27 protein-coding genes are annotated in these 26,664 nt (G+C 63.1%); 12 read left to right on the top strand and 15 right to left on the bottom strand.

Annotated elements, in window-relative coordinates:
* Nucleotides 1-5 precede the first annotated feature (5 nt).
* Nucleotides 6-1,238, bottom strand: coding sequence for a COG1361 S-layer family protein (locus V6K60_RS03235; protein ID WP_332449079.1), 1,233 nt, complete (start codon nucleotides 1,236-1,238; stop codon nucleotides 6-8).
* A gap of 512 nt (nucleotides 1,239-1,750) precedes the next feature.
* Between V6K60_RS03235 and V6K60_RS03240 the strand changes: the two genes are divergently transcribed.
* Nucleotides 1,751-1,951 carry a hypothetical protein gene (locus V6K60_RS03240; RefSeq protein WP_332449080.1) on the top strand — a complete coding sequence of 67 codons (201 nt, stop codon included), beginning with the start codon at nucleotides 1,751-1,753 and terminating at the stop codon, nucleotides 1,949-1,951.
* Nucleotides 1,952-2,042: 91 nt separating this feature from the next.
* Nucleotides 2,043-2,705, top strand: coding sequence for a 2'-5' RNA ligase family protein (locus tag V6K60_RS03245; protein ID WP_332449081.1), 663 nt, complete (start codon nucleotides 2,043-2,045; stop codon nucleotides 2,703-2,705).
* Nucleotides 2,706-2,710: 5 nt separating this feature from the next.
* Here V6K60_RS03245 and V6K60_RS03250 read toward each other — a convergent pair whose 3' ends face one another.
* Entirely contained in the window at nucleotides 2,711-3,100 is a 390-nt protein-coding gene (locus V6K60_RS03250) for a hypothetical protein (RefSeq protein ID WP_332449082.1), read from the bottom strand.
* A gap of 136 nt (nucleotides 3,101-3,236) precedes the next feature.
* On the opposite strand from V6K60_RS03250, the gene V6K60_RS03255 reads away from it, so the two are divergent.
* Together V6K60_RS03255 and V6K60_RS03260 are read left to right on the top strand one after the other, a co-directional pair.
* Nucleotides 3,237-3,713, top strand: coding sequence for an SRPBCC domain-containing protein (locus tag V6K60_RS03255; RefSeq protein ID WP_332449083.1), 477 nt, complete (start codon nucleotides 3,237-3,239; stop codon nucleotides 3,711-3,713).
* A 74-nt stretch (nucleotides 3,714-3,787) separates the two neighbouring features.
* Nucleotides 3,788-4,627, top strand: a complete 840-nt coding sequence (locus tag V6K60_RS03260) for an MBL fold metallo-hydrolase (protein WP_332449084.1) — start codon at nucleotides 3,788-3,790, stop codon at nucleotides 4,625-4,627.
* On the opposite strand, the gene V6K60_RS03265 is transcribed toward V6K60_RS03260, so the two are convergent.
* The 3 genes from V6K60_RS03265 to V6K60_RS03275 form a co-directional block, all read right to left on the bottom strand.
* Nucleotides 4,614-7,472: a M1 family metallopeptidase gene (locus V6K60_RS03265; RefSeq protein WP_332449085.1), complete on the bottom strand. Its 2,859-nt coding sequence runs from the start codon at nucleotides 7,470-7,472 to the stop codon at nucleotides 4,614-4,616. The genes V6K60_RS03260 and V6K60_RS03265 overlap by 14 nt on opposite strands.
* Nucleotides 7,469-7,999 (bottom strand): HEAT repeat domain-containing protein, encoded by a 531-nt coding sequence (locus tag V6K60_RS03270; RefSeq protein WP_332449086.1) that lies wholly within the window; start codon nucleotides 7,997-7,999, stop codon nucleotides 7,469-7,471. Before V6K60_RS03270 ends, V6K60_RS03265 begins: the two co-directional genes overlap by 4 nt.
* Before the next feature lie 107 nt (nucleotides 8,000-8,106).
* Nucleotides 8,107-8,460 (bottom strand): hypothetical protein, encoded by a 354-nt coding sequence (locus tag V6K60_RS03275; RefSeq protein ID WP_332449087.1) that lies wholly within the window; start codon nucleotides 8,458-8,460, stop codon nucleotides 8,107-8,109.
* Nucleotides 8,461-8,649: 189 nt separating this feature from the next.
* Here V6K60_RS03275 and V6K60_RS03280 point away from each other — a divergent pair, with 189 nt between their 5' ends.
* Nucleotides 8,650-9,135 (top strand): GTP-binding protein, encoded by a 486-nt coding sequence (locus V6K60_RS03280; RefSeq protein ID WP_332449088.1) that lies wholly within the window; start codon nucleotides 8,650-8,652, stop codon nucleotides 9,133-9,135.
* 43 nt (nucleotides 9,136-9,178) lie between these two features.
* The gene (locus tag V6K60_RS03285) at nucleotides 9,179-10,003 is read left to right on the top strand and encodes a hypothetical protein (RefSeq protein ID WP_332449089.1); all 825 of its coding nucleotides are present in this window, start codon (nucleotides 9,179-9,181) and stop codon (nucleotides 10,001-10,003) included.
* 28 nt (nucleotides 10,004-10,031) lie between these two features.
* Here the strand turns inward: V6K60_RS03285 and V6K60_RS03290 are convergent, their stop codons facing one another.
* The 4 genes from V6K60_RS03290 to V6K60_RS03305 form a co-directional block, all read right to left on the bottom strand.
* Nucleotides 10,032-10,835, bottom strand: coding sequence for a hypothetical protein (locus V6K60_RS03290; RefSeq protein ID WP_332449090.1), 804 nt, complete (start codon nucleotides 10,833-10,835; stop codon nucleotides 10,032-10,034).
* A gap of 72 nt (nucleotides 10,836-10,907) precedes the next feature.
* A complete protein-coding gene (locus V6K60_RS03295; RefSeq protein WP_332449091.1) occupies nucleotides 10,908-11,552 on the bottom strand; it encodes a transposase in 645 nt (214 codons plus the stop codon).
* Between the two features lie 83 nt (nucleotides 11,553-11,635).
* Nucleotides 11,636-12,298 carry an HAD family hydrolase gene (locus V6K60_RS03300; protein WP_332449092.1) on the bottom strand — a complete coding sequence of 221 codons (663 nt, stop codon included), beginning with the start codon at nucleotides 12,296-12,298 and terminating at the stop codon, nucleotides 11,636-11,638.
* On the bottom strand, nucleotides 12,274-13,209 hold the full coding sequence (locus V6K60_RS03305) for a phosphotransferase (protein ID WP_332449093.1): 936 nt from the start codon (nucleotides 13,207-13,209) through the stop codon (nucleotides 12,274-12,276). The genes V6K60_RS03300 and V6K60_RS03305 overlap by 25 nt, the downstream gene beginning before the upstream one ends.
* A gap of 126 nt (nucleotides 13,210-13,335) precedes the next feature.
* On the opposite strand from V6K60_RS03305, the gene V6K60_RS03310 reads away from it, so the two are divergent.
* The 3 genes from V6K60_RS03310 (at nucleotide 13,336) to V6K60_RS03320 (ending at nucleotide 15,254) form a co-directional block, all read left to right on the top strand.
* Entirely contained in the window at nucleotides 13,336-14,256 is a 921-nt protein-coding gene (locus tag V6K60_RS03310) for a polyprenyl synthetase family protein (RefSeq protein WP_332449094.1), read from the top strand.
* A 101-nt stretch (nucleotides 14,257-14,357) separates the two neighbouring features.
* Nucleotides 14,358-14,705 (top strand): hypothetical protein, encoded by a 348-nt coding sequence (locus V6K60_RS03315; RefSeq protein ID WP_332449095.1) that lies wholly within the window; start codon nucleotides 14,358-14,360, stop codon nucleotides 14,703-14,705.
* A 66-nt stretch (nucleotides 14,706-14,771) separates the two neighbouring features.
* Nucleotides 14,772-15,254 carry a DUF2124 domain-containing protein gene (locus V6K60_RS03320; protein WP_332449096.1) on the top strand — a complete coding sequence of 161 codons (483 nt, stop codon included), beginning with the start codon at nucleotides 14,772-14,774 and terminating at the stop codon, nucleotides 15,252-15,254.
* Here the strand turns inward: V6K60_RS03320 and V6K60_RS03325 are convergent.
* Nucleotides 15,238-16,677: a sensor histidine kinase gene (locus tag V6K60_RS03325; protein ID WP_332449097.1), complete on the bottom strand. Its 1,440-nt coding sequence runs from the start codon at nucleotides 16,675-16,677 to the stop codon at nucleotides 15,238-15,240. The two genes, V6K60_RS03320 and V6K60_RS03325, sit on opposite strands and share 17 nt — an antisense overlap.
* A 438-nt stretch (nucleotides 16,678-17,115) precedes the next feature.
* Between V6K60_RS03325 and V6K60_RS03330 the strand changes: the two genes are divergently transcribed.
* The 3 genes from V6K60_RS03330 (at nucleotide 17,116) to speD (ending at nucleotide 21,217) form a co-directional block, all read left to right on the top strand.
* Complete coding sequence (locus V6K60_RS03330) at nucleotides 17,116-19,446, top strand: ATP-binding protein (RefSeq protein ID WP_332449098.1); 2,331 nt, start codon at nucleotides 17,116-17,118, stop codon at nucleotides 19,444-19,446.
* Nucleotides 19,447-19,490: 44 nt separating this feature from the next.
* Nucleotides 19,491-20,117 (top strand): DNA polymerase ligase N-terminal domain-containing protein, encoded by a 627-nt coding sequence (locus tag V6K60_RS03335; protein WP_332449099.1) that lies wholly within the window; start codon nucleotides 19,491-19,493, stop codon nucleotides 20,115-20,117.
* A 653-nt stretch (nucleotides 20,118-20,770) separates the two neighbouring features.
* Nucleotides 20,771-21,217: an S-adenosylmethionine decarboxylase gene (gene speD, locus V6K60_RS03340; RefSeq protein WP_332449100.1), complete on the top strand. Its 447-nt coding sequence runs from the start codon at nucleotides 20,771-20,773 to the stop codon at nucleotides 21,215-21,217.
* Nucleotides 21,218-21,513: 296 nt separating this feature from the next.
* Here speD and frhB read toward each other — a convergent pair whose 3' ends face one another.
* The 5 genes from frhB to mptA form a co-directional block, all read right to left on the bottom strand.
* A complete protein-coding gene (gene frhB, locus V6K60_RS03345; RefSeq protein WP_332449101.1) occupies nucleotides 21,514-22,401 on the bottom strand; it encodes a coenzyme F420 hydrogenase subunit beta in 888 nt (295 codons plus the stop codon).
* An 11-nt stretch (nucleotides 22,402-22,412) separates the two neighbouring features.
* Nucleotides 22,413-23,174, bottom strand: coding sequence for a coenzyme F420 hydrogenase subunit gamma (frhG, locus tag V6K60_RS03350; protein ID WP_442919547.1), 762 nt, complete (start codon nucleotides 23,172-23,174; stop codon nucleotides 22,413-22,415).
* A 256-nt stretch (nucleotides 23,175-23,430) separates the two neighbouring features.
* Nucleotides 23,431-23,991 (bottom strand): coenzyme F420-reducing hydrogenase, FrhD protein, encoded by a 561-nt coding sequence (gene frhD, locus V6K60_RS03355; RefSeq protein ID WP_332449103.1) that lies wholly within the window; start codon nucleotides 23,989-23,991, stop codon nucleotides 23,431-23,433.
* A 10-nt stretch (nucleotides 23,992-24,001) separates the two neighbouring features.
* A complete protein-coding gene (gene frhA, locus V6K60_RS03360) occupies nucleotides 24,002-25,369 on the bottom strand; it encodes a coenzyme F420 hydrogenase subunit alpha (RefSeq protein WP_332449104.1) in 1,368 nt (455 codons plus the stop codon).
* Nucleotides 25,370-25,594: 225 nt separating this feature from the next.
* The gene (mptA, locus tag V6K60_RS03365; protein WP_332449105.1) at nucleotides 25,595-26,536 is read right to left on the bottom strand and encodes a GTP cyclohydrolase MptA; all 942 of its coding nucleotides are present in this window, start codon (nucleotides 26,534-26,536) and stop codon (nucleotides 25,595-25,597) included.
* Nucleotides 26,537-26,664 lie beyond the last annotated feature (128 nt).

The raw sequence follows: 26,664 nt of genomic DNA on the forward strand, positions 1-26,664 counted from the left end.
GCACGTCACTCCTCCTTTCGTCTCCGGTACCAGAAGGCTGCAACTACGATGGCGACGATGAGTATGGCCGCTGCGACGGCGAAGAGGGGGAGGGTGCTCGATTCTGCAACGGTAATCTGCAGGGCCTGCCGGGTTGTGTGCGTCCCGTAGTCGTCGGTGTAGTGTATGCCGAGGGTGTAGGGGAACTCTCCCTCCTGGTCGGCCTCAAGCGTGAAGACGGCGGGACCGTCGTTGCCGGGTTCGATTGTCCCGAGGAATGCCTCTTTTGAACCCGGGAGGGAGAGATCTTCGATGGTTGCCCGGACCGATTTTGCGTCGGCCGTCCCGGTGTTCTCTATCCGGATCGTCAGGTCCACCTGGTCCCCGGCGGTGATCCGGGAGGGCTCGGTCCTGATGGAGGCGATGCCCATCTCGGCGCGGCCGATGATGGGAATGCCGACCTCCGCCGTCTGCCGGAAGGCTGTCTTATCGGCGTTCTGGTAGTCGATGGTGACGATGACCGGGGTAAGTCCGAGCGGCGCGTTCGGGTCGGTCTCGAAGGTCAGGTTCAGCACCGATTCCGTCCCCGGCCGGAGTTCGGTGATGTAGTAGTTCTCCGAGTTCTTCGGGACGATCGCGCTGGAGGTCGTGTTGACGTTGACGGAGATGTCGTTGGCGCTTGCCTGGCCCTCGTTCTCGATCGTGAGCGTGACGTTGAAGGGGTCACCCGGGTCGACGGATGCCGGGACGGTCCTCTCCACCCTGAGCGCAGGTCTCTTGATCACGGCGTAGGCCGAGTTGACGTTCACCGGTATGGGGTAGCGTACGCCTGTCGCGTCCCGCACCCTGACCCAGACCTCCGGGAAGTAGAGCCCCTCCTTTCCCGGGGCACGTATCTGGAAGGTGAGCGGGATGGACTGGCCGGGACCGATCTCACCGATATCCTGGAAACTCCCGGTCAGGACCTCGACTCCTTCGCCGTTTAAGAGCACACTCTCGATGTAGGCGTTCTGTGTCGAGGTGTTCGTCCCTCCCATGCCGCCGTCCAGTCGGATCTCAAGCGGCGATCCCGAGGCTGCGGGAGCGGTGCTCGAGAGCATCACCGTGATCGTCCCTTCGTCCCCAGGCATCAGGACGGCGGGGGTGACGGTGTAGTTGGAGACGATCACCGTCGGGGTCTGTGCCGTCGCTGTCACCGGGATGAGCACCAGGAGCACGATGAGGACACCCGGTATCCAGCCGATCGTGCGCCTCCTCATGCCCCTCCCCGGGGCAGCCATAGACTCCGGGACCATTCTCTCCTCTCCGGGTATAGGGTTCTTCGGAGCTCCGGGATCGCTGATGCTTCTATATATCTGTTGTGCACGTCGGGTGCATGACTCCAGTCAGCTTCGGGGGTATGCGCGATAGAACTATGTACTCGAAAATATTTTTATGGTTGTAGTAATATAATGCGTCTGGGATACGGAGAGGAGAATGCAGGATGGGTTGACCCGGTGGGCAACCAGAAACGGCGTGTGTTTCCGATCACGTTCTATACCTCCCTATACGTCACCATAACCCCGGTGTGCCCTACCGCCGTGCAGTCTCTCCGTTCTCATGCACTGATTCTTCCACACCCCGTCTGCCCGGCCCGTCGGCTGCATGCCGCGGGATCGACACCAGAGAACGACGGTCTCCCCGGAGATGGGCAGAAGAAGAGTTCTCCCGACGATGAGCTGCTTTTATCTCCCCCGGGCGGTATACTCCGCCAACGTCTGGAGGAGGAGAGATGGAGACAACCCAGTGGCTGGTGACGCTGACGTTCCGGGTGACGGTGAACGGCGTTATGTCGAAGGATGATTCGGTGGAGGCAGGCCTGGAACAACTCAAGATGGGGCTCTGCAGCGGGGGGGATCTTCCCATGGAGGCGAGTGTCAGGAGGATCACGAACATCGTCGAGGAGGAGCCGGTCTTCGGCGTGAAGTGGTGAGCGGGGGCACGGTCCCGGCCGGAGGCGTCATGGTGAGACTGCCGATCTCCGGGGGAAAACTCTTTTCTCTCCCCGCTGCCTGATCGGCCTCATGCACGAACTTCCCGATACGGTTGCCGTCGATCTCGTCCTTCTGCCGCCCGGGCCGATCATGGATATGGCGCTCAGCGCGAACCGGACCCTGCTCGCCGGCAACCCGGGTGGAGGAATCCGCCTCGACAGCGAGAACTGCATTCCGCACATCTCGGTTGCGATGCTCCCGGTGCGACGTGAAGTTATTCCGGAGATCGCCGCGAAAGTGGCCCGGATTGCCGGCCAGTGCTCTCCCATGACGCTGACCATCGATGCCGTCGCAAAACACCGGGGCGGTACGGGAGAGACCGTCTGTGTCTTCCATATCCTCCGGTCGGAGATCATCCAGCTCTTTCACAAGGCCGTGATGAGCGCGGTAGAGCCCTATGCAGCACCCGGGGCCGGGCCGGAGGTCTTCCTCGGGGAGGCGAGCGGCCCGTCCGTCGACTGCCTCAACCGGTTCCGGAAGACCTCCGCGTATGAGCGTTACTCGCCGCATATCACGCTCGGGTTCGGTGACCTCCCGGAGTTGATCCCCGGGCTCGACTTCCCGGTCCGGTTCGAGGTGACGGGGGGTGCCGTCTGCCACCTCGGCGCTCACTGCACCTGCCGGCGGGTCCTCTCCGGGTTCGAACTCGGGGCCCGGGCGGCACCCGCCCGCGGCAGACCGGGGCGCAGATAGGGCGGCTACAGCAAGAGCGCCTTCACATACGGCTCTGCGCGGCAGGCACACCCGGCGTAGCGGTTGAGCGTCCCGGTCTCGAGGACCTCGACCATCAGGGGTTCTTCCTGCATCCGGCGGGCGAACCCCGGGTCCCGTTCTGCCATCACCTGTAGAAAGACCCTGAGCGGCATGAACGGCCGGGCCTCGCCGGGGACGATCCGGAAGTCTGCGTGGTCCGCGTCAAGCGTCGAGTTCCGGGCGAGGTCTTCGTCGAAGTAGAGGATAACCTCTAATCCGTGGTCTTCCTGCAGGTCCTTCAGGCGACCGAGCGGGAGGTGCATCCCGACTTTGAGACCGATCGGTTTGAGTTCCTCCGGATCCCCCGGGGAGAAGGCTGTATCCGATGCTTCCATACCCATCACTCCAATGGAGTGATTTCGTGAGGAATAACTTCTTTCCTCCGGCCACCGCGAGGAGGTGACCCGGCAATTCCGGGGTAAGAAAGCCTTTTTACTCTCCCGGCCCACCCGGTGCGATCGTGATGAGCGCATGACCGTCCCCTCGCCGGAACCGAGCAGGATCCTGGTCCGGGAGATCCGGGCCGAGACTCTCGTCGTCGCCCCGCCAAAGACCGTCTGGCGGGTGCTGACCGATTTCGCCTCCTACCCCGACTGGAACCCGTTCATCAGGTCGATCGAGGGGAAACCCTGGGTGGGGACCCGACTTTCCGTCGAGATCCGGCCTCCGGGGAAGCGGAGCATGCGGTTCCGGCCGAGGGTGCTGCGGGTCGCAAAAGACCGCGAGTTCCGGTGGCTCGGCCGGGTCCTGGTTGCCGGGCTCTTCGACGGCGAGCACCGGTTCACCATCATCCCCGAGGACGGCGGCTCCCGGTTTGTCCAGGCCGAGGTCTTCACCGGGCTGCTGGTGCCCGTCGTCGACCTCACCGATACCCTCCGGGCGACCCACCTCGGGTTCCTCCTCATGAACCGGGCACTCAAAGACCGGGCGGAACGAAACCCACCCTGAAAACCTTCTTAACCGCAACGTGCTCAGTATCTGCATGGATCCGTTCGCGACCGGAAGCCCTGGAGGCACTGCGCATGAGACTGACGGTCCTCGTGGATAACGCCACCCTCACCGACCGTTACTTTCTCGCGGAGCCCGGGCTCTCGATCTACATCGAGGACGGCGGGACCCGTCTCCTCTTCGATACCGGCTATTCGGGCATCCTCGTTACGAACGCCCGAAAGATGGGGATCGACCTCCTCCGCGTCGAGGATATCGTCATCTCCCATGGTCATCTCGACCACACCTGGGGTCTCGACGCGCTGCTCCGGCTTCATACCGAGGGGATCATCGAGGGGCGCGAGCGAATTGAACCCACGTTCATCGCCCACCCCGAGGCCTTCCTCACCCGGAGCCTTGACGGTGCGGGAGAGATCGGGTGCCACCTCTCGGTCGAGGAACTCTTCCGGCACGGGAAGGTCCTCCTCACCGCGGACCCCCTCTGGCTGACCGAGAACCTGGTCTTCCTCGGCGAGATCGAACGGCGGTTCGAGTTCGAGCGGACGCCTCCCCACGGCTATATCTACACGCATGACGGTATCCGGGACGACACTATCACCGATGACACGGCGCTCGCCTGCAGGACCCCCGAGGGGCTTGTTATTGTGACCGGGTGTTCCCACGCTGGGGTCTGCTCGATCGTCGAGCAGGCGCGGGAGGTCTGCGGCGAGGACCGGGTCGCCGACGTCATCGGCGGGTTCCACCTCCTCGACGCATCGCCGGAACGGATGCAGGGGGTCCTCAATTACTTCACGGAGGTGCAGCCGGCAGCCCTCCACCCCTGCCACTGCACCGACCTTCGCGCGAAGGTTGCGCTTGCAGGGGTTGCGAACGTCCGCGAGACGGGCGTCGGGCTGCACCTCAGGTACGGGTGAGACTCCTGATGGCCGGGATCGCCCCGTGCTCCGTCTCATAGGCCCGGACTGCCTCCGGGGCGCCGAGAAGGAGACGGCGGACGCTGTTGTAGACGGCCGGGTACGCCTCCGCATCAAGGGTGGCGAGGAGATCCGCGAGCACCCCGACCACCGGCACCCGGTGGCGGGGTTCCATCCCGTCGATGAATGCAAAGGCATCAAGCGCCCGGACGGTGCTGTACTCGTTGACCGGGGCAAGCCGCCGGAGGATCTCCGCGAGGTATGCCCGCCCATCCCCGGTCTCAAGCGACCGTTTCCGGTTCAGCGCGAACCGCCCATAGAGCGCCCGCTGCTGGTCGGCCTGCTCGATCGAGAAGGCGGGCGAGGATTCGATCCCGCGGAGGATCGAGACAAGGTCGTCGGCATCGCTCCCGGCGACCGTGGCAAGGAATGACTCCCACGCGACGGGGCGTTTCGATGAATCGAGAGAGAACGTCGCAAGGACCTCCTGCCGCTCCGGGGCGCTGCTCTCGAGGAGCAGCCGGAACGCGGTGAGGCGGTCGGTTGCAGCCGTCGCGTCCCGGAAGTGATCGAGGAGCAGTTCATGGACCGCGGGGGTATCGAGGGTTGCGAGGACCGCAAGGCACGCGTTCTTCCTCTGCCGGCGCCGGATCGCCGCGGCCTCTTCCTCAAGGTCGCCCGACCCGCCCGGTCCCCCTGCCGCCCGCCGGTAGATCGACAGAAGGGTCTCGCGGTTGCGTGCCGCGACGGCGGCGAGGATCTTCTGCCGGGCGTCGTGGAGTGCCCGGTAGTGGTGGCGGAACCGGTCGTCTTCGACCGACGGGAAGATGGTCAGGAACTGCCCGCCCGCCTCCTCCATGAGGCGGTCGTCGGCGAGGAGGCCGGTGCAGAGCGTGGTGAACCGGTCGGAGACGGCCGCGTCAGGGTCTTTTAGGAGGCGGAGCATCTCTCCGTCGGCGAGCGCCGCAAATGCAGCAAAGCGGCCGATGATGTCGGCGTCGCTCTGCACCTGGAGATAGAGTTCGTCCTCCGGCGGCCGGTAGGCCACCTTCCCGTAGAAGGAGTAGCCGCGGTTGAGCGAGAGGAACGCGGGGCGATCGACGTCGTCGAGGACGATCTCTCCGCTCTCCCCCGCGATACGGACGGTCCGGTCTGCGAGGTCCCGGCCTTCGGCATCCACGAGCGCGAACCGGAACGGGAACTCCCAGGTCCGGCCGCCGGGCGTCCGGTTCTGGTGCCAGGCGAGGGTGAACCGCCTGGCCGCCGGGTCGTATGCCGGGGTCACGGTGAGGACCGGGTACTCCGTCTCTTTCAGCCAGACCGCCGCCATCCTGGAGAAATCCTGCCCTGATACCTCTTCCATGCACCGGAGCCAGTCGGCTCGCGAGGCGTTCGCGTGCCGGAACCGGTCATGGTAGAGGGCGAGCCCTTCTGCAAACACCTCCTTTTCCATCAGTGTCTCGATCATCCTGACGAACTCGGGGGCCTTGACGTAGGTGACGCCGGTGATGAGGTCGTTCGGGTCGTTGAAGCCGTCCGGTTCTATCGGCATCGAGCCCGCGCCCCGGTCGAGCGCGAGCGTCCCGGCCGCGGGTTCGAGGATATCGAGCACGGTCCGGAGGCGGGAGTAGGCCTCGCCGAAGAAGAAGGCGTGGTGCTTCTCCTCGATGTGGACCGTCACGGCCTCGTTGAGCCAGATCTCAAACGGGCTCCATCCCGTCACCTCAGAGCCGTTCTCGTTGTGGTAGTACTCGTGGACCTTCACCGCGGCCATGTACTCGAAGGCCGGGTCGGTCGTATCCGGACCGGGCATGAGCCGGTTCGCGGCGATCGTCGTGTTCCCGACGTTCTCCATGCCCCCGAAGTCGGAGTTCTGCATGGCGATCTCCCGGTAGACCGCTCCCGTGTAGGCGTAGCCGGGCTCGATCGCCGCGATGATCCCGGCGAGGGCCTTCCTCGCCGCTTCGAGTGCCTCCGCATCGCCGGAGCGCTTTGCCGCATCCCGCGCCCGGACGAGGCGCCACGCCTCCTCCCGTCTCTTTCGGTCGCGGTACTGCCCCCGGCCGGTGAAGAGGTGGACCCACATCACGGCGTCGGCGAGGATATCAAGCGCACGTTCCGCCGCACCCGGGTCGGAGTCGGGTTTTGCGAGGAGTTCAAGGGAGAACGTCCGTCCGTCGGGATACTCGAACTCCCGCTGGTAGGTGTCGTAGCACCCCACCCCGAGGAAGAAGAGGTAGGGGGCCATCGGTGTCGTGGTGTTCTCGTACCTCTGGACGGAGCGGCCGGGGGCGCAGGGGAGCCGCGGCCCTGCCGGGTCTCCGTTCGATATGGTGTTCGTATACCCGTTGTCGGCGAGGATCGTCGTCGTGTAGGTGCACTTTGCGGTCATGTCGTCCAGGCACGGGACCAGCCGCTGGAACCCCCACTGCTGGCACTGCGTGATCTGGACGGGCGCCCCCCCGGAACAGGAGCCGTCGTAGTAGAGCCCCTCGAGGACGTGGCTGCTTGGCCGGCAGATCGTCTCGGTCTCGAGGGTGAACCGGGTCCGGGGCGGGACGGGGGGATCGAAGGTGACGGTGAGGAGCGCGGCGTTCCGGTCGTAGGTATGGGTGGTGGTATATCCGGCGCACGCGGCGCGGAGGATGTCCAGGTCCCGGGCGTTCAGGGCGAGGGATGCGAGCGGCGTCTCCAGGGTCTCGGCGGTGAGGGCGGAGACGACCCGGGTGTGGCCGTCGTAGACGTCGAAGATGAGGTCCATGTGGAGGACCTCTACGGGGATCGCCCCGAAGTCCTCCGGGTAGTAACGAAAGAGCCGCTTACGCCCTTCGTCTCCTCCGGTCAAAGGCTCGCCTCGCCGGTGATCTCGCGGAGGGCGCGACGGATCGCTGTCCTGACCTCCGGCTCCTCCTCATCCTCGAGCGCGGCAGAGAGCGCGGGGACGGCCCGCGGGTCGTGCAGTTTGCCGAGCGCGTCGGCAGCGGCAGCCCGTACGTCTTTCTTCCCATCACGAAGAAGGGCCCGGACGGGTTCGACCGCCCGAAAGTCGCCGATCTCACCGAGCGACCAGGCGGCGCCGCGCCGGGCCCAGCGGTCGGGGTCATTGAGGAGCGGCAGGAGGGGTTCGACCGCTCGCGCATCGCGGAGTCTCCCGAGCGCCTGCGCCGCGACCCAGCGGACCTCGTTCTCTCTATCGTTGAGGGCGGCGACCAGCGGTTCGACCGCCCGGGCATCGGCGCATTTCCCCAGCATCTCGGCCGCCCGTAGCCGGTAGGGCGTGTTCTCGTGCTGGAGTTGTTCGATGTACTTGCCGAGGTTCTCCTCGCACCGCCTCTCCCTCTCTTCCATGAGTTGCTTTACAGAACGTTCCATATCCAGGCCACCCGTTCCTGTTGCAGATCAGATCTCGCTTGCGGTATATAGTGCTTGGCGCCCCCTCGTTCAGGACGGCGGCGAAGGGCGCGCCGGCACCGTCTGGCTCACGCAGTCTCCTCTGCGTCCTCGCCGACGACGTCGAACGCGACGATCCGGTAGTTGTAGTACTGCCCATCAGGGGCATTGAAGGAGAGGAAGACCATCAGCCCATAATCATCCGAGATCCAGAGTTCGGCATCGTCATCGACGGTGTAGTACTCGAAACCGAACCTGGTGAGGAGTTCCTCGATGGCACCGCCCGCCTCCATATCCTGGACCATCTCAAACGTCGCGGCCAGGGGATACTGCCGCTCCTCAAGAGCGGAGACCTGGAGCCGTGCCTGCTTCTCCGCAAGGATGAGGTTATCCAGGGTGGCCATGATCTCCTGCGCGACGGCATCCGTCTCCTCCAGACCCATGTACGGTACCTTGGAGTCGGCGGTATATCAGTCTTGACGATTGTGTGCTCGTGCCTCCGGTGTCGATCCTTCCCTCCTCCCGGAATTCGGGGAAAAACCTGTTCCCTGGAAGGCCCGAAGAAGCCGTTATTCTTAGCACGGTACTGCCAGAGCGAAACCCTAAAACATCCCGGTGTCAATACAGGGCTGATGGCAGAAGGCAGGCTCAAGATTGTCGTATTCGGCTCTTTCAACGCAGGTAAGACCAGTCTCATCCAGGCACTCGATCCCCGGAGCCGCCACATCGAAGCAACCTCCGATGAGGGACGAACGACCGTTGCGTTCGATTTCGGCAGATTACAGGTGAGGGATCGCGCGGTCTACCTCTTCGGGACGCCGGGGCAGGAGCGGTTCGAGTTCGTCCGGCAGATCCTCTCGCGGGGGATGGACGGCGCGATCATCGTCGTCGACGCCACCACGGGGGTGGACACGATGACGCAACACCTCTACGCCAACCTGAAGTCCCTCGATGTGCCGCTCGCGTTCATGGCAAACAAGTGCGACTCTCCGGGCGCGACACCCGAGGCAATCCGCCGGGCTCTCCCCGGGGAGACGGTGCACTTCATCTCTGCGCGGAACGGCGAGAACGTTCACGCGGCACTCGATGCCTTCGTCGCAACCCTGGCCGCCCGGTAGCGATCATTTTTACTCTCTCTAGGTCGTTGATCACTAAAGACCAATGACCCGCAAAGAAACCCACATCAAGGAGATCACCCGGCTGCTCATGCAGTTCCTCGCGAGCGGGAGCGCCGAGGATCTCCTCACCTACCTGGTCGCGGGAAGCAACCTGCCGGGCGCCCGGGCAAACCCGGATATCGTAGAAGCGTTTGCCGGGACCGTGAGGGAGTTTGCCGTTGCCGATACCGACGATCGCCAGGCCCTGTGGACCCTCTGTGTCGAGCTCGCCTGCATCTCCCCGGAGGACGCACCGGCCGGCGACCCGCACGAGTCCCTCTCGTTCTGCGGCGTCCGGGGGATCGGGGCGATCGGGTCCGTATCGCCGGTATGCGCTGAGGCGGCGCTCACGCATCTTTCGGAGGCGTCGGCCGATCCGAGGTGGCAGGTCCAGGAGGCGGTGGCAATGGCGATCCGGGATCTCCTCTCCCGGCAACGCGGCAGGGCGGTCCCGGAACTGGAGGGCTGGGTGGAAGGAGGATCCTGGCTCGCCATGCGGGCCGCGGTGGCGGGCGTCGCTGAGCCGGACCTGCTCGCTGAGCCGGATCTCGCGGAAGCAGCGCTCCGGTTCCACCGGAAGACCCTGATCCGTGTGTATATGGCAAAGGAGCGGCAGTCGGAAGCGTTTTGCGCGCTCCGGAAGGCGCTCGGCTCCACGCTCAGCCTGGTCGTCGCCGCGCTCCCCGGGATCGGTTTTGAGTACCTGCGGCAACTTGCGACCCTCGATGACCAGGACATCCGGTGGATCGTCCGGGAAAACCTCGAAGGGAGCCAGCTCCGTGAGCGATACCCGGAGACGGTGCAGCACATCCGGGCGCAGGTGGGGTGAGGAGAACTCCGTTCCGAGCCGCCCGTCGTCACTCGCACCTGACGGTGCTCGAACTCCGGCCGCTCGCGCCGGAGGCGCGAGCGCCCGTCGTTGACACCACAATTGCCGACGCCGTCTCATCGAACGGGTTTGTCCGCATCGCAAGCGAGAAGAGGTACGAGTAGTTCTTCTGCAGGTAGCGCATGTAGTCCAGCCACTCGCGGATGAGGAGGCCGTAGATCCGTTCGAGGTCGCCCGCGAGGTGCGCCATATCGGTCCCGGGCAGGTCGGAGAAGCCGGGCCGCCGCTGCAGTTCCTCGTTGAAGTGGAATATAGCCCGGAGCAGTTCGGTGAATGCTTCGTGTTCGAGGAGCACCGGGTTTTCGAGCAGCCTCAGGAGGAACTCCTCGCGGGATCCGAGGAACCGTTTGACGGCCTCCAGGTCGACTCGCTCTATCCTGAGACGGCAGGGATGCTGCTTTAGCCGCATCTCCACCTCCCGGAATGTCTCGTCGGTCCAGGCATCGGTGACTATCAGGTGCGGCCGGACCTCATCCAGGTTCGGGTCGTTGTTGGAAATGTAGGTCAGGAGCTCTGTCCCGAGCGAGGAGAAGAAGGCCCCGATGACCATGTTGAGTTTCTCCTTCCTCTGTCGCCGGTCGCGGGACGCGAGCACCTGATGGAAGACGAGTGTCACCAGGAGAATCTCAAGCGGGAGGAATGCAATATCGGCGAGCGTGTAGATGCCGATGTGGTGGAGGTCGTGGAAGATCAGGAAGTGCAGAGCGTAGAGTATCATCGAGAGGATGATAAGCCCCACCCCAAAGGAGATCTGCCATCGTCTGTCGTTCATCCCGCGGGACTATATACACCAACTCCTATGAAACCAGCGCCGCCCAGGTCTCTGGTCAGTTAGGACCTGTGTTCAAGCCCCACCGGGATGCCGCCCGGGGCTCTTGCTGCACGCCTCTACCTCTTTATGGGGCCGGTCGGTGACCGGTGACGCCGCTGCTATATTGAACGCCGCGTTTGCATCGGCATGACCGGTATACCCGCAGTGTGGGCAGAGGAACCGTTTGCCCATGCGGTCGCCCCGCTCTCCGCACCGGCTGCAGCGCCGGGACGTGAGCGCCGGATCCACGAGGGCGACCGGAACCCCGGCATTCTGAGCCCAGGCCTCGAGAAGGTTTTTGAGGTGATGGAGCGACCCGTCGCGCCGGGAGAACGGGAGAGGGGTGCCCGGCTTCTGTCGCCCGGCAAAACCTGCGCCGGCGAGGTCTTCAAGTTTGATGCCGCACTGGAGTTGCCGGGCCATCTTTACGATCTCGCCCGCAACCCTTCTGTTCTGGTCGCCCCGGATACGGCTTTCGCGGTCCCGCTCGGCCCTGCGCTTCTTGCCCTTCCCGGCGCTGCCGGATCGCTCCCGGTGTTCGGCGTCATCCGGGAGTTCACCGAGCATCACCAGGCCCCCGCTCGCCGGGTGGGCCACGACGGCGAGATGACCGGTGGTGTTCAGGTCGACTCCGATCCAGTCGCCGGACGGCGTGTTATCCGCAAAAACCGGGATCACCCTTCTGAGTCTGAGACGTCTCCATGACCATGCGTAAAGAGGGGTGGTAGGCCGGGCACCATATACCCACCGGGCTCGCCATATCAGGTCCCGTAGCGGTGCCACGCCTCCTCGATATGCAGCGCCTGCATCCCGATCTCCCGGGGCGCGTCGACGTCGTTTTTAAAGTTGTCCCCGATGAAGAGGACGTCGGGGGCCTGGAGGTCCATCCGGTCGAGGGCCGCCGCGTATATCCGCAGGTCCGGCTTCTGGTAGCCGAGGTCTGAAGAGAAGATGACGAAGTCAAGACGGTCGTAGAGGCCGAACGCCCGCATCTCCTGCTCCGAGAAGACCCGTTGCCCGTTCGAGACGGCCCCGGTCTTCCGCGTGCCAAAGAGGTCGAGCAGCCTCCGGCTCTCCTCGATGAGACCGAGACGCCGGATCGACGCGGCCCGGAACGCCCGGGCGGTCTCGGCGCCGAGCCACCCGACATCGATCTCCCAGATGCTGTGTTCGGCGCAGATGCCGGCAAAGACCTCCTCGACCCGCACCTCCGGGTAGCGCTGCCCGGTCCTGTCGGCCGCCTCCCGCACCCGGCCGGCGTAGCATGCCCGCAGGCGTTCCGGGGCTATCCGGACACCCTGGTAGAGGAGCCATCGGGAGAGGCACCGGTAGGTCCTGATATCGCGTTCATCGGTCAGGATATCGATGAGCGTCCCGTAGCAGTCGAAGAGGACCCCTGCTACCGGTGGATCGCGGCGAGACACGCTTCCGCCTCCTGGAGCAGCCAGTCACGTTCGGACGCACGCCAGGGCAGCCGGGCGATCCTGAGGTGGCCGAGCGCCATGAAGAAGGGAAGGACGGTGGTATGGCGCCGGAACTCCTCCTCGCTCCTGCTGTAATGCCAGAGCAGGTGGCCGATGTAGTCTTCGGCCCTTGAGCCGATTCCGGGCGATGACTTGAGTTCCGCGGCCAGGATCCCGAGGTCGCGGACCGGGTGGGTATGGTCCCGGGCGCCCTCGAAGTCGATCGCGCAGGTCTCGCCGTTGAAGAGGTAGTTGCTGAGCGTGGCGTCGCCGTGGACCATGCAGCCGGCATCAGGGCCGATCAGCGGGCTGTGCCACCACTCCCCGAGCAGGCGGTCGAACATTCTCCTCCGGGAGACCGGGAGGGCGTTCTGGTCGAGCAGCGCATGAAAGTAGGCGAAGTCGCGTTCCCGTTTGCAGGAGGTCCGTGTGCCGCTGTGGAGCCGGCGGAGCAGGTGCGCGACACCGGTCAGGGGGTCGTACAGGCATACGCCTGCCGCGAGGAACTCGCTGAGTGTCCGGCCGGGGACGTACTCGGTCACGAGAACCGAGTGGAACCGGCTGTTCGTCGCGAGCGCACGGGGAACGCGGATCCAGCCGGATGCACGGCGGAGCCGGCGAACCTCGTTCTTCATCGCCGCATCCGCGTTGTAGCGGGTCTTCGCACCCGTCGGCGCACCGAAGAACTTGCCGACCACGCTGAACGAGGCACCGGCAAATTCGTACCGGCAGACGACGTGTGATGCGGGTTCCACCCGGTAGACCCGGATCTTACCGCGCCACCCGACCAATCGGTCGGCAAGGACGCTCGCGAGCCAGTCCCCGAACGCATCGCCCCCCTCCAGCCGGCCTACCCTCCTCTCTCTCTTCAACTCCTATACCACCGGAAGGCCCGGGGGTTCTGCAGGGTGATGAAAGTAACCATGGCCCCGGACCCACACCTTTTTACCGCCGGGGCATCTTATCGGGATGCCGGTGCGTCCCGGGAGTGATGAACCATGATACCGTTTTGCGAGTTCCTTGAGAGAATCCGGCCCGCCGTCAACCGGCGGATCGAGGAGGTGGCGAGCAGCGGGGGTGCGACCGACCCCGGTGTCCTCCCGCTCCTCACCAGGGGAAAGCGGATGCGGGCCGGGCTTCTCCTCCGCGTCCACGCTGACCTCGCCCGGACGACGGCGCTCACCTGCCAGGCGCTCGACCTCGCCTGCGCCGTCGAACTCGCTCACGCCGCAAGCCTCATCCTTGACGATATGCTGGACGGCGACACCGTCAGGCGGGGTGTTCCCGCGCTCCACCTCACCCGGGGGGAGGGGCGGGCGGTCCTTGATGCCGTCGGCATCCTTGCCCTCCCGTATGCGCTTGCCGCCCCCTACGGCGCAGGGTACGTGGCGATGCTCGCATCGGCCCAGCAGAGGATGGCCCGGGGCGTGGCCGGCGAGATCTTCGGGGGGCCGCACCTCCCGGCGACTCCGGCAACCGACCGTTACGATGCGATCATCAGTCAGAAGACCGGGTGCCTCTTCTCGCTCGCCGCCGCGTGGGGTGCCATGGCGGCGGGAGAGGAGGAGCCGGTCGTCGCCGGGTTCGCAAGTTACGGTCTCTCTGCCGGGAGGGCGATGCAGATCGCCGACGACATCGCGGACCTGCGTCTGTTCACAGCGGGAGCGCGGGACGGCCGGCCCGGGTCCGAGACGCTCCTCCTCCAGTGCGTCCCGGCCGGAAACGACCCCCGGAAGGCACTCTGGCAGGTACTCGAACGGGAGATCCGTGCTGCACCCGCCCCTATTATGGGTACGAACCGGCAGCGGGAGGCCTTCGGGCAGGTGGTCCGTGAGATCGTCGATCTCACGATCGCTGGAGGCATGCCGGGCGACGGAACCCCGCCCCTGGCCGCCTGTCCCGGCGGTCTTTTGCAGTGAGCCATACGGCTCCGTCTTCCTCTCCTGAAGAAGGAGGCCTGTTGCGGGCGAAGATATTTCTGGTCGGATGGAGCACCAGACCTTCAGGAGTGAACGGAACCATGGCACGCACATTTGACGAGAGAGACTTTGCTATCCTGCGGAAACTGGCGCCTGAATACGAGGGGATCCTCTGCCCGGAGTCGGGGCACGACTTCCACTCGATCCTCCCGCCGGTCTCTAACCACATCGCCGCAGACGAGGAAGACTTTGCAGAACGGGTCGGTCGCCTCTCGGACGAGGAATGGGGCTACCTCACCGACCAGATCCTCTCCGGCCGGGAGGACCTCGGGTGCATGCCCGAAGAGGATATCGAGACCATCCTCGTCCGCATCCGGGAGGCGGTCTCGGAGGAGGCGGCGGAGAAGGTCCGCAGGCTCTATCACCTCTCCGGGTGCGGGGTGCTGTAGGGAGAAGCGCCGGAAGACCGTGCCGCATCCGGAACCGGTATATGCCCCCGGGGCGACCAGTCCTCTATGGAATTGAAAGAGGAACTCGCCGGTGTCCCGGGTATGCTCCGGCCGTTCAAGGCCTACCTCAAGGAGGCCGGGCTCGCTCCCGGCGACCAGGTCGCCTATTACGGCTGCCCCGGCACCTGCACCCCGTTCATCGAACTCCTGGGGTTCGCCGTCCGGGACCTCGCTCTCGAGCAGGTCTACGTGCCCTACGTGGACGAGGCGGCGGCGAAGGTGATCCGGCCGATCGAAGGCGTCGGTATGCAGGTCTCCGGCGACGCGGTCCACCTCGACCCGAAGGTGATCGTCCTGATGGGCGGGCTTGCGATGCCGGGTGTCCCGGTCACGAAAGAATCGGTGCAGGCGGTCGTCGGCACCCATCCGGGGGCGAGGGTCATGGGCATCTGCTTCATGCACATGTTTGAGAAAGCGGGCTGGCTCGATACCTTCGCGTTCGAGATGGTCATCGATGCCACGCTCGATCCGGTCAGGGTCTGGCGGTGATCATCCGGTCGGCCGCCGCCGGTGCAGGGGCCCGGGCTGGCTCCCACGGCCGGTCGCACCGGAGGAGGGTGAACCGGAACGCCGCGCCGTATTCGGGATGGCCCGGCACCCGGTCGTCGACCCATACCCGGCCACCGTAGCGCGTAACCAGCATCTTCGTGATGTAGAGGCCGAGCCCTCTTCCGCTCCGGGTCTTCGTGCCCCGCACATAGCGGGAGAAGAGGATGGGTTTGACCTCGTCGGGCACCCCCGGCCCGGTATCCTCGACCGAGACTTCAACCACCCTATCGCTCTCCTCGACCCGGAGCATGACCTCGACGCCGGGCTCCCCGAACTTGATGCTGTTGCCGACCAGGTTCGCAAAGACCTCCGGGAGAAGGTCGTCGGCCATGGCCCAGGTGGGCTTTCCCTCGTAGGCGATATTCGCATCGGCATGGTGCGAGATCTCCGCCCTGATGACAGCGTCGAGGTCGACGGGTCTCGTTGCCGTCTCATGTGAGTGCAGCCGCCGAATCGTCGTGACGTTCTGGATGATCTCGATGCTCCGGCCGATGCCGCTCCTGAGTCTCCTGACCATCTGCCGCTCTGTTCCCTCCAGCCCCTCGACGAGCAGGTCGGTGTAGCCGAGAGCGACGGCGTTCGCGTTGTTGATGTCGTGCGCCATGATGTCGAGGTAGAGGTTTGCCTCGTCGTGGGCCGACCGCAACGCCTCCTCTGCCCGGATCCGGTCGGTGATATCGGCTCCCGAGCCTATCAGCCCGGCCGGTCGGCTGTCGTCTCCGGCAAACACTGTGTCCTGCCACGCGAGGATGAGTTCCTCCCCGTTTCGCGTGACGACCGGATTCTCCCGCCTGCCGGAGACGGCTGTGCCGCTCGCGATCGCGGTATCGAAGACCTCTCGCCGTGCCTCCTGCGATGCTTCGGGGACGACGGTCGTAAACCAGTCCTTCCCGACCAGTTCCGCCTCCCGATAGCCGAGCAACTCGCAACCGTGGCGGTTGATGAGCCGGATGGTGTGATCGGCGTTGATGACGACGAAGAGGACGCCCGCCACGTCCAGGTAACGTTGCATGAGGTCCCTCTGTTTCTTCACCTCCTGCTCCCGCCCTTTGAGCTGCTCAGAGAGGGTGGCGACAACGAAGGCGACGACGACGAACATCAGGGCGCGCCCGTAATCGTTCAGCGTCAGGAGGTCCGGCCTGTAGAAGAGGCTGCTCGCGACGACGAGCCCGCCGAGGAAGACGGCGACCAGTATGCTCCGCTTCTCCCACCAGAGCGCAGTCAGGATGATCGGGATGTAGAAGAAGTGCGAAAAGACGGTCCCGAGCATCAGGACGGCGTGGAAGTAGTAGGTCAGGAAGACTGATATGGCCAGGAGAGCCATCAGGATAGCCACTCGCTGTTGTTCGGTAAGGGTAGTCACAGGCACCCACCTCGACTACTGATATATATAATCTTAACAATATAAAAATGTCCGCATGAACAGGATCGAGAGATTCAAGCGGATATTCAACCGATTTACACGGGGATAAGTGATCTTTCGGGAGATAGGGCGCCCGGGGCCGTCGGGCACGGTAGCGGCGTTCTCTTCTTCCGGGATGGGGGCGGGACCTCTCCGCCGTCTCCCCCGGCGCGCGAGTATTCCCCCGGGATGTGGCCGATTTTTGCAAACTGTCTGTATTTATTAGGATATAAAACAAAAACTACCCCAACCGCCGGTTTCATAGAAGTGGCCGCAGAGAGGCCTGCACCACATGAAACGGCACCGTAGAGCGCATCATGACAGCACCGACCCCGATCGGCTCTCACCAAGGGGCCCGGGGCATTCCGGCGCCACGAGAACAGATCCTCTGGTGAACCCGTGTCAACAGACCTTACCAAAGCACTGAAAGCGATGGGCTACGTGGATACCGAGATTCCGGCTCTGGTTGAGTCGTTCCCTTCCGCTGTCGTCGAATACCTGCGTGACTTCCGGACGCTGGAGGTCCGCGACATCGTTGAGACGCTCCTCTACATCCACATCGCCCTGAACAGTTCGTCGTCCCGGGGAGAGGGGGCGGGCGTGGTCGAGCAGAGTTGTTACGCCTATACGTCGGGGCCGCTCTTTGCGCTCACCGAGGTCGGCCTCATCGAGTCCGTCTCCTGGCACGGCACGACGGTGAGCAAGGCGACCCCTGCGGGAGAGGCGATCGCCCGGCCGCTGATGGAAGCCCGGATCCGGGCGCTGGATATCCTGGATCTTGCGAGCGAGATCCATGGCGTCGTCCCGGCCCTCCTCGCGGGGACCGTGAAGGGGTCGTACCTCAACAAGACCTTCCCGTCCACGCTCCCCCGCACCGAAGAGACGTTCGTCGGTTTTCTCCTCAACAACTGCCCCGGCCTCTACGAGGAGTGCGAGCGATTCGCCTCCCAGCTCAAGGATGCCGGGTGTGCCGTCCTCGCCTACGCCTACGACCTCGATCTGCCCCGGGCCGAAGGCGTCGTCTACACCTTCCCGCCGGAGTTTGCGTACATCCTCAAGGGAGTGCTCGAGACGATCGACCCGGAGGTCCGGGAGCACTACGACATGCTCCTTGAGTCGTTCCACTCGACGTTCACGGTTCTGCGCTACCTCTCCTGCGGCGAAGACTACGACCGTATCCGGGCGTCTCCGGCCCACCGTCGCGAACTCGCACGGGTGCTCTCCGAGCTCTCCGACGCGATCTACGTCCTCGAAGAGGTGCGCGAGGACGACGGGGTCGACCTCTCCCGGTTCATCATCAAGGACCGGAACCTCTATGATGCACGCCTCCGCGACCTCGGGCGGGTGCTGATGGCCGACGTTGCCGCGAAGATCGTCATCGACCGTCCGGCGCCGGAGCCCCTTCCAACCGTAAAAAAATCTCCCGCTCCCCCGGTGGAGGCTCCGGTCGCCGCCGTCGCGCCTCCGACCGAGGAGGAGGAAGACGACGAATGGGGGGACGCTATCTTCGCTGACGGGGGCGAGGAGGAAGAGATCGAGGACGAGATCGAGGAGGAAGAGGACGAGCCGCTCCCGCCGCCGCCCCCACCTCGCCGGGCCCGCACGTCCCGTCCGGCTCCGGCTCCAGAACCGGCCCCGGCGGCGGACCCCTCCAGACCCGGCGGACTCGACATCTTCCTCGGCCACGCGCAGGACGGGCGACGGGTCAACTGGTCTCCGGGGCAGCTCAACAACGGGCATATGATCATCCTCGGCGGTTCGGGCGCCGGCAAGACCGAGACGATCCGGTGCATCGCCTCCGAACTTGCTCTGGAGGCGATGCCGGTCGTCCTGATCGACTTCCACGGCGACATGGCCGCGACCAGCGGGAATATCCGGTCCTACAAGATCCGCGAGGGCGGGCAGTATTACTTCAACCCCCTGGAACTCGACTCCGATATCGACGAGATCACCCCGCTTCGGGCCACTTCCGACTTCGTCGATGCCATCTCTATCAATTTTCCCACACTCGGTATCCAGCAGAGAAGGAAGATCAAGAACATCATCAAGGACTGCTACCGGGCCTCAGGGATCACCGGGAAGACCGAGACCTGGACGCGGGTGCTCGACTTCGACGATATCGAGGACGAGATCATGAACTGCGAGGACGAGGCGATCCCGGCCTACCTCGAGGACATCTTCGACTACAAACTCTTCTCGGGCGAGGAGAAGATCTCGATCCCCACGATCCTCTCCGGCGGGATCACCCACATCAACTTGAACGCCCTGCCCGAGAACCTGCGCTACCTCTTTGCGGATCTCTTCCTCCGGCGTATCTACTACACCCTCCAGGCGACGGGCGAGATCCCGCGTGGGTCGGAGAACGAGCGGGAGAAGTTCCGGCTCTTTGTCATCGTCGACGAGGCGAAACTCCTGGTGAGCCAGAAGAGCGGCTCAAAGACCTCGATCAAGGCGGTGTTGAACAAGTACGCCACCGAGATGCGGAAGTTCGGGGTCTCGCTGATCCTCGCGTCGCAGCTCATCGCCCACTTCAACGAGGAGATCCTGGCGAACATCGCCGTGAAGTTCTGCATGCGGGCCGAGAACAAGAAGCAGGCCCAGGAGAATGCCAAATTCTTCGAGGTGAGCGAGAAAGACCTTCTCAACTTCCAGCCCGGTGAGGGTATCCTGATCATCGGCTCGGAGAAGATGAACGTCAGGATTGTGCCGTCGTCCGGGCGGAAGGTGTAGACCGGGGAGAACACTTATCAGGGGCACCGCCGGAGTACCCCTGCATGGCAGGATCGGAGACGCTCGATGATTACCGGGATAAGCGGGACTTCTCCCGGACCCCGGAGCCGCCGGGAGAGCCCGATGCGGCGGCGATCCACCCTATCTTCGTCATCCAGAAGCACGACGCGACCACGCTCCACTACGACTTCCGCCTGGAATCTGACGGCGTGCTGAAGTCCTGGGCCGTCCCGAAAGGGCCGTCTCTCGACCCGAAGGAGAAGCGCCTCGCCGTCCCGACAGAAGACCACCCCCTCGACTACGCCGACTTTGAGGGCGTCATCCCGGCGGGGAGTTATGGGGCGGGGACGGTTCTTGTCTGGGACCGCGGGACCTACCAGAACCTGACGCGGAAAGGCGGGCAGGAGGTTCCGGTCGCCGAGGCGCTCAGGCAGGGCCATGTATCCTTCCGGCTCGACGGGAAGAAGGTGCGGGGCGGGTATGCCCTCACCCGCTTCCGGACCGGGAAGGGCGAGGCCTGGCTCCTCGTGAAGAAGGACGACGCGGAGGCGGATCCCCGCCGTGACCCGGTTGGCACGGAGCCCCGGTCGGTCGTCTCCGGGCGGACGCTTGAGGAGATCCGGGCGGGGGGAACCGGTCCGGGGGAAGCCCCCGACGGGAGAGAGGGGTGAGTTCGCCCGCTCGCTCTATGGCAGATGATACCCCGTGCCCGGAGTTCCTCGTGGGCATGTCCGATGGGCGCGGTACATCCGGGGATCCACCGCCGGGGCGCCGGGGCCTGCGGCGGGTCCCCTCCAGAGTCCCCTGCAGGGGCCGGATGGGGCGGCCCGGGGTGCGCGGTGGATGAGGGAGATGCGGGTCTCTAGACCCGCTGGAGGTGGCCCCCGTAGTCACCGCCCGGTTGCCTTTCGGTCGGGGTTCTGGCTGGTGCGGGAGTGGAAGTTTTCAAATCCCCACTTAAGGGTTTTTCATCCCTGAAGTGGAACCTGAAAACAGTACCGGAAAAAGAACTATTTTCTCCGGCCCTGATTGCCCCCGGACCCCCGGAGCGGGGGCTGCTGGAAAGAGGTGGCGCCTCGAAAACTTCATACCGAGTGTTACTTTTTTTCAATAATTAGCATAACTTAGACCAAACAAACCCTGTATAGTCACCAATTTCAAAATCCGTCAAAAATACGTCACAGAATTTCAGATAACTCAAGATTGCACCGGCCTAACCGCGAAATAACGGTTATTTATCATCAGTCCAATGGATAAGTTTAAAATCTGAACTATCAAAAACTACAGTGATCAATCGATCACAGATCCTCTCGAAGGTGAGATCATGGCTAGTAAAGTTATGACAAACAACGTTGCCGCAAACAACGTTATGGCACAGACGTTAAGCGACGCAGAGATCGTTGCGGAGTTCAAGGACCGCGGGTGTTGGGGACTGTACACCAGTGTAGACCTGAAGGGCTGCGATCCGGCAGCGATCAGGGACGCGAAGAAGATTCACCAGTTCATCCTTGAACTCTGCGACCTTATCGACATGCACAGGTTCGGTGAACCGCAGATCATTCACTTCGGCCCGTGTGAGAAGGTCGCAGGATTCTCCATGACCCAGCTCATCGAGACATCGCTGGTCTCCGGTCACTTCGCAAACGAGACCAACGCGGCCTACCTCGACATCTTCAGCTGCAAGGAATACGAACCTTCGAAGGCAGCAGAGTTTTGCAGGAACTTTTTTGGAGCCGAATCAGCAACCTACCAGGTACTGTTCAGGGACTGAATACGAACACGGCACCCGGCAAACGCTTCAACGATAACATAGTTACGGTAGAGAGCCGCTGCCATCCCCCGTTCGCATAATCGGGGCCTGCAACGGGGGGCGGCCCCCACCCTCGATTTTCCTGTTTTCAAGAGAGCCCAAACCTTCTGGGCTTTTGAGCCGGCAGCATGTCCCCGCGAGGTCTTCTCCGTGCCCGGGCTACCCGTGTACGAATGGTGCTGGTCCCCGTCCAGACAGCCCGGGCGCGTATCAACGATCGCCTCACGTGCAGGCGGGATCCATCAAAAAAAAGTGTTTCAGGGGGACTCGTAGGGGTTCCGGAGACCCTTGGGGGTTCCGTCCGCCTTGAGGCCGATCGTCTTACGAGCATCCACGTTCTTCTGGTTCTTCGTGATCTTCTCGGTCGCGAGCTTCTTCACGAGGTCGAGGCCGGGCTTGACCTGGTCCATCGGCTTCGTCTCGAAGTAGCCCGCAGCGATAGCGCCGTCCCAGACCGCGTTGCCCTTCGTGCTCCGCACGAAGACCGTGCTCCAGCCGTCGGGGCTGCCCACTGAGCCGCTGGAGATGTCGGCGAGGTTCGCGACATAGTCCAGGCAGACGTTGCAGCCGGGCTGCACGTACTTGTGGATCAGCTTCAAGGGCATCTGGCTGACTGCACCGCGTTCGGTGTAGACCGTGAACTTGCCCTTGCCGATGTCCATCTTCTTGACGGACTCCATCTTCTGGTTGCAGTGGTCCTCGACGATCGCCTCGAGCGACTGGTACGAGAGGTTCTCCATGCAGAAGATCCCGAGCGCGAGGGCGATCTTGTCGTCGACGTCGCGCATCCCGATCGGATAGAGCTGCGCCTTCCGGGTCGCCTGGATCTGGCACGGGGTACCGACGATACCGACGCGGTCAAGACCGTAGCTCCGGGTCGCCTCCTTGATCAGGGAGAGGTTCGGGCTGATGGTGTAGCGCGTTCCGGCAGCGGCCAGGAGTTCGGCCTTCGTCGACACAACCATGGGCTCCGGCTTCCAGGGCTCGTTGCCCGGGCCTGCGACGATGGCACCGTCGATGATGCCTTCTTCGAGCGCGTAGGCAAAGAGCGTCGTGATGATACCGCCGTCCTGGGACTTCTTCAGGATGTCCCTGTCGGTCGAGCGTGCCGATATCGCGGACTTGTAGTTACCGAGTACGTCCATCTTTTCTCACCTCACTGCATGGCACCCTTGATGGCATCCATGATGCCCTCGTAGTTGTTCATGACGTCGAAGTTGAACCAGCTCCTGGGGCACTGCGCGTAGCAGGCGCCGCACTTGATGCACTGGTCGCGGTTCACGTTCGGCTTACCATACTCCATGGTGACGGCGCGAACCGGGCAGGTGCCGGCGCAGGTCCCGCATCCCATGCAGAGGCCCTGGTTGATGACATCATACATCAGGTCGCAGCCGCAGGCCTCGTTGCCGCGCTGTGCAAGCTGCATCAGCGGGGTCAGGTAGGCGGTCGCGAGCTGCTTCTGCTCGTCGTTGCCCCGGAGCAGCAGGTAGGCCATGACGGCAACGTTCCTGACTTCCTGGGGGCACGGGGGACAGGACGGGATATAGAGGTCGACGTCGACGATCTCGCTGATCGGGACGAAGGCTTCCTGGCCGGGCTGGTTCCACTGGCCACCACGGCAGAACCGGGTGATGTTGCCGTAGGCCGCACAGCCGCCGTAGGCGACGAGGACCTTCGACTTCTCTCTTGCTTCTTTCAGTTCCTTCACCGAGAGTTTGTCGTCAAGACAGCACGAACCCTCGACAAGGCACACATCCATCTCGGGGACGTGGCGGGTGTCGACCAGGGTCAGCGCGTAGACCAGGTCGGCGTAATCGTCGAGCAGCTTGAAGAGACCCTCGTAGTTATCCGCAAGCGTCACGAGGCATCCCGTACATCCGCTCAGGTGTAATTCACCTATCGTAATCTTCTCTGCCACAGGCTTTTCCTCCTTTTGTACAACTTCCACCTTTTCTTCTACGATCACATCGGAGGGCTTGACCGTGGGCTTTGCCTGCGCCACCGTTGCAGCAGGCGTCGCCTCCGGCTTTACCTCAGGTTTTCTGTGCGGTTTACTTCTCGCAGTCTTTACCTCGGGCTTTGCCTCAGGCTTCGCCTGCGGCTGACTTGCAGCAGGCTTTTCCTCGGTTTTCACCTCGGGCTTCGTCTGCGGCTGGCTCGCCGCAGGTTTCACCTCAGGTTTGCTCTCCGGTTTTGCCGCCGGATCCTCCGGCGGCTTCTCCGGGCGCCGCCCGAAGATGCGTTCCTTGATGGTTGATAGCAGCCCCATATTCTACCCCAATTTCCTCCAGTACGATACGCACTGTTCTGGGAATGGCCTCCTCAACCTCCTCAGTGAGCCCTAGTTCAAACTCATCGCTAGCGGCACGCTTTGGCTGGCACCCGATGATCGTGATATCGATGACGTCCTTTAATCGCTGCAACGGCTCGGAAAGGTCCCACGAATGGGCATCCCGGTAGGTGCCCGGCGGCAGGTCTTCTGGTCGGAGTTTCGTCACATCACCGGGATTTGCGCCGAAGTCGGCGATATCGATGATGATCAGCCTCTTGACCGGCACTTCCGCATCTTCCATCAACGTAAAGAGGAAGTGAGGGGCGCCAAGGCCGGCGTCGATCACCTTGACGTTGTCGGGCAGTTGTAACTTCTGAAGCTCTTCGACGACGGCAGGGCCGAACCCATCGTCTCCGAAGAGGGGGTTGCCGCACCCTGCGATCACGATCTCTCGGAATAGCATGCGTGTACGCTCACTGAATGAGTTTCTGGGCCACTAGTCTCTTATCTTCGTCGATCACCAGCATGTGCGTCGCACAGGAGACGCAGGGGTCGTACCCACGCATGATGACTTCCGCGAGCCGCCAGGGTGCACCCTCAAGCGCACGGCTGCAGGTGGGGAAGTTCCAGGTGGTCGGGACGAGCATCGAGAAGTACTGCACGCGTCCGTCCTTGACCCTGGCCAGGTGAACGTCGGTTCCACGGGGTGCTTCGTTTGCGGCCCATCCAAGGGAGCCGTCGCCCTGCGGGATGTTGTCTGCGAGCACCGACCCGGAGGTGTCGAGCGCGTCAAGGGCATCGATGATGCCGTAGGCGGTCTCGGGGAACTCCATCTGGCGCGCGATCTGCAGGCCGATGGTGCCCTTCTCGTCGTAGTTCTTGAAGATGGCCTGGCGTGCACGCGGTCCGACCTCGACGGGCTGGCCGTCGTAGAGCGGGACACCGGTGCAGGCTTCCATCTGGGGCCAGGCTTTGGTGCCTACAGGGGAGGTGCCGCCGACCGGGTAGTTCGGGTCGGCCTCGTCGACCTCAACCTCGCCCATGTACCAGTCCCAGGGGCGGACTTCGGTGAACCGCTCGGGGAACCACATCGGGGTCTCGTCGAGGCTCGAGCTGCCGTAGACCGGTGCCGTTGCCATGTAGCCCTGGTTGTGGTAGCCAAGGTCCTTCGGGATCGGGACTTCGACGCCGCCGACTTCGGACCAGTCGCGCTTCTGGTAGTTCCGGAAGACCGCGATCATGAACTCCATCTGCTGCTGCGTGAGGACACGGGCCTCTTTCGCGAGGTCGTAGATCTTCGCCTTCGCACGCGGGCTGATGTTCTTGTACATGCCGCCGACCCGGGGGTTGCTCGGGTGGATTGCCTCTCCGCCGACGATCTCGCCGATGGTCTGGCCGATCTCACGGATCCGCTGGATCCGGAGAGCAACGCTCCTGACCGGTTCTTCCTTGGTGAAGGGGTTGACCTTCACGTCGGTCCCGGGGATGTACATGTCCGGGAGGGCCAGGATATTGTGGATGGCATGGCTGTGCATCCTGTTGGCACACTGCAGGATGTAACGCAGCAGTTTTGCATCCTCGGGAATCTCGCACCCAATGGAGGCTTCCATTGCTTCGGTTGCCGCCAGGGTGTGTGCAATCGGACAGATGCCACAAACACGCGATGCGATCTTCGGGACCTGATCCATCGTCTTGCCGATGGCGAGCTTCTCGACACCCCTCACGGGGGTGATGCTCAGCCAGTCGCCACGCTCGACGATGCCTTCATCGTTGACCTTCAGAACGAGCTTTGAGTGGCCTTCATGTCTCGTTGTTGGGGAAATCTCTACAACTTTCGACAAATATATCGCCTCATTCCGATATTATGGTGTTCAGAACACTATACCGGTGTTACCACACTATTTTGTACTGGAAACGTACGCGAGTACGTCAACAAGATTTATGACCAAAACAGAGTTTATATCTTTCGCTTCGGAACATTTCGAGATGGTACTATGGGTGAAATAAATAGCACTGGTTGTTAAAATATGTTTACTCTCTATAAAAATATAGAAATATTGTTGTCGTTATAGCGATCCTTCGTCCATCTCGGCGACCAGCTCGGCTATTGTCGCTTTCCGCTCCGCATAGGCGTTATGTTGGTGGATGCTCTCCTCGTTCGTCTGTTTTATGGTCACGACGGAGTCTCCGGGGAGATCGCGGAATTGCGTGATCACCTTGCGGGCCATCTCGCGGACACAGTCTTCGACGAACCGGGGATTCTTGTGGGCTTCCATCACCACATAACTCTCGTCGCCCCGCTTGAGAAGTTCGTAGATGCGCGCACTCATGGAATCCTTCAGGATCTTGATGATCTTCTCAAGGCTGATGTGCTGGTCATCATCGATCTCGATACAGAGGAAACCCCGTCCGCGCTGATTATGCGTGGCCATCGGCACCTCTTTGAAGAACGCGTCGATCGTGTCGTCCGCCACGCCGAGGTTCTCGAGGACGTGCAGGGCGTGGTCCTTCATGATGTTCTGGGCACAGGGGCAGGCGGTCATCCCGGTCACTTCGGCGCCGATGCTCTTTCGAATGATCGGGCTCCCATCGTTCCTCTGGGCTACGGCGCTCGCGTGCACGTTCACAACCTCATGGCAGCTCGTCTCGCTGATCGGCGTCTCCCGCCGGACCATGAACTTGCTCTGCATCCGGACCTCGGTCCGCTCCGCATACTCGTGGCGGTCGAGGAGTTTCCTCGCCACGGCGCTGCAGAGTTCCTCGATCTCTGTCACCTCTCCGTCGATGGCCTGTTGCAGCACGTCATCGATCACCTCGAAGTTCCGGGAGAGGTTCGCCCCTTTGAGGCTTCCCGGGAGATCGACGAAGACGTCGAACCTGGAGATGAAGACGACCGGTCGCTTGCCGGGTCGGGCGACTTCGACGAGTTTCTGGACGTTCTTCACACCCACCCGGGTCAGGTTGATACGGACCTCCGGCAGGCTGGACTGGACATCTGGCAGTTCCATTACAAATCCTCAATAGCGTGTTGAGAGTAAGGTTTCTCGTCATCAACCTTAAAGGGACCCTCAGTGCACCACAGAGGTTCTCTGATATAATATTTATCAGGTTTGCTGTCTAACGGGGTGTGAGAACT

The organism is Methanoculleus sp. (assembly GCF_036677455.1).
Classification (GTDB): domain Archaea; phylum Halobacteriota; class Methanomicrobia; order Methanomicrobiales; family Methanoculleaceae; genus Methanoculleus.